We start from the raw sequence: 4,761 nt of genomic DNA, 5'->3' as shown, positions 1-4,761 counted from the left end.
AAGTGAATGAGCATAAGCTTAAAAAAATCCAGATCATTCCCTTAAGTCCTGAAACGGCAATAGCCATCATTATTACGGATACAGGTCATGTGGAAAATCGAATGATTTCCTTACCGCCTTCTTTTGATATAAATGAAATTGAAAAGATGGTGAATATATTGAATTCCCGTTTGGTCGATGTTCCGCTAGTTGATCTAAAGGATAAGATCTATAAGGAAGTTGCCGTTCTATTGAGCCGCCACATTCATAACTATGGATCAATGGTCTCGGTCCTTGCGGAGACCCTGACGGACACAAAGCCCGAAAAGATATTTTTCGGCGGGAAAACGAATATGCTGAGGCAGCCGGAGTTCCATGATATTGCGAAAGTAAGCACGCTTTTATCGATGATTGAGCAGGAACAGGGATTTTATGAACTAATTACTCAAAATCCATCGGGCATCCACGTCAAGATCGGCCGTGAAAATCAAAACACAGTGCTCGATGACTGCAGTTTGATTACGGCAACCTACTCAATCGGGCAGGAGCAAGTTGGCACATTGGCCATATTGGGTCCAACGAGAATGGAATATTCGAGAGTGATCAGTTTGCTTTCGTTTTTCTCGAAAGATCTAACGGCCCTGATGACAAAACTGTATCAAAAATAGTAGCAAAGGTAATATTGTTAAGGTGGCGGAGGAGTGTATTCCGCGGCCTGGCATATTACTTTAGCATAAATTGTATAACCCTTTTAGGGAGGTGAGATTGTGACAGAAAATAAAAACGAAGAACAAACATTGGAAAATGAAACAATCGAGGAAAGCGCTGCAGAAGCAGTTTTCGCTGAAGGAGAAATTCCAGCAGCGGAAGAAAACGATGGTCCTGTTGAAAAAGATGAACTTCAATTGGCTCAAGAAAAAATTGCCGAACTTGAGGCGAAAATCGAAGAAATGGATAACCGTTATCTTCGTCTGCAGGCCGATTTTGATAATTCAAGACGCCGTGCCAAGCTTGATATGGAGGCGGCTCAAAAATATAGAGTTCAAAGTATTGCTAGTGATTTAGTGGAGGCTCTTGATAATTTTGAAAGAGCAACAAAAATCGAAGCGGAAAATGAACAGACGAAATCCTTGCTATCCGGCATGGAAATGGTCTATAAAGCGATTACTGGTGCATTGGCTAAAGAAGGCATCGAACCGATCAGTTCGGTTGGCGAAGAGTTCGATCCGCGTTTGCATCAAGCGGTCATGCAAGTTCAAGATGAAAACTTCGGTTCGAACATCGTCGTCGAGGAATTCCAAAAAGGATACCTTCTTAAAGACCGTGTGATTCGACCTGCAATGGTAAAAGTGAACGAATAGGATTTTTACATATAAATAATTGGGAGGTAGTGAAACTATGAGCAAGATTATTGGTATTGACTTAGGTACAACAAACTCTTGTGTATCTGTACTTGAAGGCGGGGAACCAAAAGTAATCCCGAATCCGGAAGGAAACCGTACAACACCATCCGTAGTGGCATTCAAAAATGGAGAAAGGCAAGTTGGGGAAGTGGCAAAACGCCAAGCGATTACAAACCCTAACACGATCATTTCCATTAAACGCCATATGGGTACCAACCATAAAGAAGTAATTGAAGGAAAAGAATACTCACCTCAAGAAGTTTCTGCAATCATCCTTCAATACTTGAAATCATACGCTGAAGAGTATCTTGGCGAAAAAGTCACTAAAGCGGTTATCACTGTACCTGCTTACTTCAATGATGCAGAACGTCAAGCAACCAAGGATGCTGGTCAAATTGCCGGCCTTGAAGTGGAACGTATCATCAACGAACCGACAGCTGCAGCACTTGCATACGGTTTGGATAAAACGGAAGAAGATCAAACGATCCTTGTATTCGACCTTGGCGGCGGTACATTTGACGTATCGATCATGGAACTTGGAGACGGCGTTTTCGAAGTTAAGTCCACAGCAGGCGACAACCGTCTAGGTGGGGATGATTTCGACCAAGTCATCATCGATTACCTGGTTGAAGCATTCAAGAAAGAAAACGGAATCGACCTTTCAAAAGATAAAATGGCGGTTCAACGTTTGAAAGATGCAGCTGAAAAAGCGAAGAAAGATCTTTCCGGCGTAACGTCAACTCAAATTTCTTTACCGTTCATCACTGCTGGAGAAGCTGGCCCGCTTCACTTGGATGTAACGATGACTAGAGCTAAATTCGATGAGCTTTCCACAGGTCTTGTGGAACGTACGATGGGACCTACTCGTCAAGCATTGAAAGATGCCGGTCTTTCAGCATCTGAAATCGACAAAGTAATCCTTGTTGGTGGATCTACACGTATTCCTGCTGTCGTTGAAGCGATCAAAAAGGAAATCGGTCAAGAACCAAGCAAAGGTGTAAACCCTGATGAAGTGGTGGCTATGGGTGCTGCAATTCAAGGTGGCGTATTGACAGGTGATGTTAAAGACGTTGTCCTTCTTGATGTAACTCCACTTTCACTTGGAATTGAAACGATGGGCGGAGTATTCACGAAACTGATCGACCGTAATACTACGATTCCGACAAGTAAATCACAAGTATTCTCGACAGCGGCTGATAATCAAACGGCAGTTGATATCCATGTCCTTCAAGGTGAGCGTCCAATGTCAGCGGATAACAAAACTCTTGGTCGTTTCCAATTGAGTGACATTCCACCGGCACCGCGTGGAGTTCCGCAAGTTGAAGTGACATTCGATATCGATAAAAACGGTATCGTGAACGTTCGTGCGAAAGATCTTGGCACGAACAAAGAACAAGCAATCACCATCAAATCATCTTCAGGCCTTTCTGATGAAGAGATCGAACGCATGGTACGTGAAGCGGAAGAAAATGCCGATAGCGATAAACAACGTAAAGAAGAAGTTGAACTTCGTAACGAAGCAGATCAATTAGTTTTCCAAACGGAAAAAACGCTTAAAGATCTAGAAGGTAAAGTGGACGAAGCGGAAGTGACAAAAGCGAATGAAGCGAAGGATGAACTGAAAGCTGCAATCGAGAAAAATGAGCTTGAAGAAATCCGCGTGAAAAAAGATGCACTTAACGAAATCGTTCAAGCTTTGACAATGAAGCTTTATGAAGAAGCGGCAAAAGCTCAGCAAGCTGGCGAAGCGGGTGCTGGCGAGTCTGCTCAAGACGATAATGTCGTTGATGCTGAATACACTGAAGTAAACGAAGAAGAGAAAAAATAAAAAGTGCCCCAATCGGGACACTGATATACCGGGCAGTATTCTGCCCCATTGTAAAAAAGTCAAAGTCAGGTTATCTTGACTTTGGCTTTTTTTACAATGAATGGAAACATTGTTGCAATCACTGATGGGGAATCGTGGGATTTTAGAGAAAAATGTGTGCAAATTGGGGCTGGCAATGCCATTTGCAAAAATGTGTTAAAACCGTTTGTACTTTTCTAGTTGATTATTATCTTCGTTCAGTGATAATATTACCTTTATGTGAATCGAATCGGGAGTGGATTTTAGATATGAGTAAACGCGATTATTATGAGGTGTTAGGCCTTTCGAAAAGTGCTTCGAAGGATGAAATCAAAAAAGCGTATCGAAAGCTCTCCAAACAATATCACCCTGATATTAATAAAGCGGACGATGCTGCGGATAAATTCAAGGAAATCAAGGAAGCTTACGAAGTATTGAGTGACGAACAGAAAAAAGCCCATTATGACCAATTCGGACATACAGATCCCAATCAAGGCTTTGGCGGTCAGGACTTTGGCGGTTTCGGCGGTTTTGAAGATATTTTCAGTAGCTTCTTTGGTGGCGGCGGACGCAGGAGAGATCCTAATGCACCGCGTCAAGGAGCGGATTTACAGTATACGATGACGCTTTCGTTTGAAGAGGCTGCATTCGGAAAAGATACTGAGATCGAAATTCCGCGTGAAGAGGATTGCGGTACATGTAAAGGATCCGGTGCCAAACCAGGTACAAAGGTGGAAAACTGTTCACATTGTCATGGAACCGGTCAATTGAATGTTGAACAAAACACAGCTTTCGGAAGGATTGTGAACCGGAGAGCATGTCACCATTGTCAAGGAACAGGAAAAATCATTCCTAATAAATGTTCAACATGCGGCGGCGACGGAAAAGTCCAAAAACGTAAAAAAATCCAAGTCAAGGTGCCAGCAGGAATTGATGATGGCCAGCAGTTGCGCGTAACAGGCCAAGGCGAGCCTGGAATCAATGGCGGCCCCGCAGGAGACCTGTATGTAGTCTTCCATGTGCGCAGCCATGAATTCTTTGAACGGGATGGCGATGATATTTATTGTGAAATGCCGGTTACTTTTGCCCAGGCAGCATTAGGCGATGAAATAGAAGTTCCGACGCTGCATGGAAAAGTGAAGCTGAAGATTCCAGCAGGTACACAAACTAGCACTCGTTTCCGTTTAAAGGGCAAAGGAGTTCCGAATGTCAGAGGATATGGCCAAGGAGATCAGCATGTGGTCGTATTGGTGGTCACGCCTAAGAAATTAACGGAAAAACAAAAGGAATTGCTTCGTGAGTTMAGTGATATCAGCGGACAAGGTGTAGATGAACAAGATGATGGCTTTTTCTCAAAAGTGAAGCGTGCTTTCAAAGATAGGTGAATAAAAGTAAAAAGAACAAATTGGGAGTTGGTAGATTATGAAGTGGTCTGAATTTGCAATCCAAACAACGAATGAAGCGGTTGAACCTGTTTCGAATATTCTTCATGAGGCAGGTGCGAGCGGTGTTGTCATTGAGGATCCTCTAGAA

At 43.1% G+C, this 4,761-nt stretch carries 5 protein-coding genes; all 5 read left to right on the top strand.

The window, feature by feature from the left end:
• Nucleotides 1-647 (top strand): HrcA family transcriptional regulator (locus AC1DVB_RS25195; protein ID WP_477591502.1); only part of this gene is annotated, 647 nt, incomplete at its 5' end.
• A gap of 99 nt (nucleotides 648-746) precedes the next feature.
• Nucleotides 747-1,340, top strand: a complete 594-nt coding sequence (gene grpE / locus AC1DVB_RS25190) for a nucleotide exchange factor GrpE (RefSeq protein WP_063575648.1) — start codon at nucleotides 747-749, stop codon at nucleotides 1,338-1,340.
• 37 nt (nucleotides 1,341-1,377) lie between these two features.
• On the top strand, nucleotides 1,378-3,210 hold the full coding sequence (gene dnaK / locus AC1DVB_RS25185; RefSeq protein ID WP_034308533.1) for a molecular chaperone DnaK: 1,833 nt from the start codon (nucleotides 1,378-1,380) through the stop codon (nucleotides 3,208-3,210).
• Between the two features lie 287 nt (nucleotides 3,211-3,497).
• Entirely contained in the window at nucleotides 3,498-4,613 is a 1,116-nt protein-coding gene (gene dnaJ, locus AC1DVB_RS25180) for a molecular chaperone DnaJ (RefSeq protein WP_477591500.1), read from the top strand.
• Between the two features lie 37 nt (nucleotides 4,614-4,650).
• Nucleotides 4,651-4,761, top strand: a 111-nt coding sequence (locus tag AC1DVB_RS25175; RefSeq protein ID WP_477591504.1) for a 50S ribosomal protein L11 methyltransferase, incomplete at its 3' end; no start/stop codon positions are given.

It is taken from the genome of Peribacillus sp. P4_D6, assembly GCF_056401795.1.
Note: the sequence above shows the minus strand (reverse complement) of the source record. Positions and strands in the feature narration are given on the sequence as shown.

Coding starts and splice junctions, on each gene's coding strand:
- dnaK (WP_034308533.1), top strand. CDS start 1,378: ATGAGCAAGATTATTGGTATTGACTTAGGTACAACAAACTCTTGTGTA.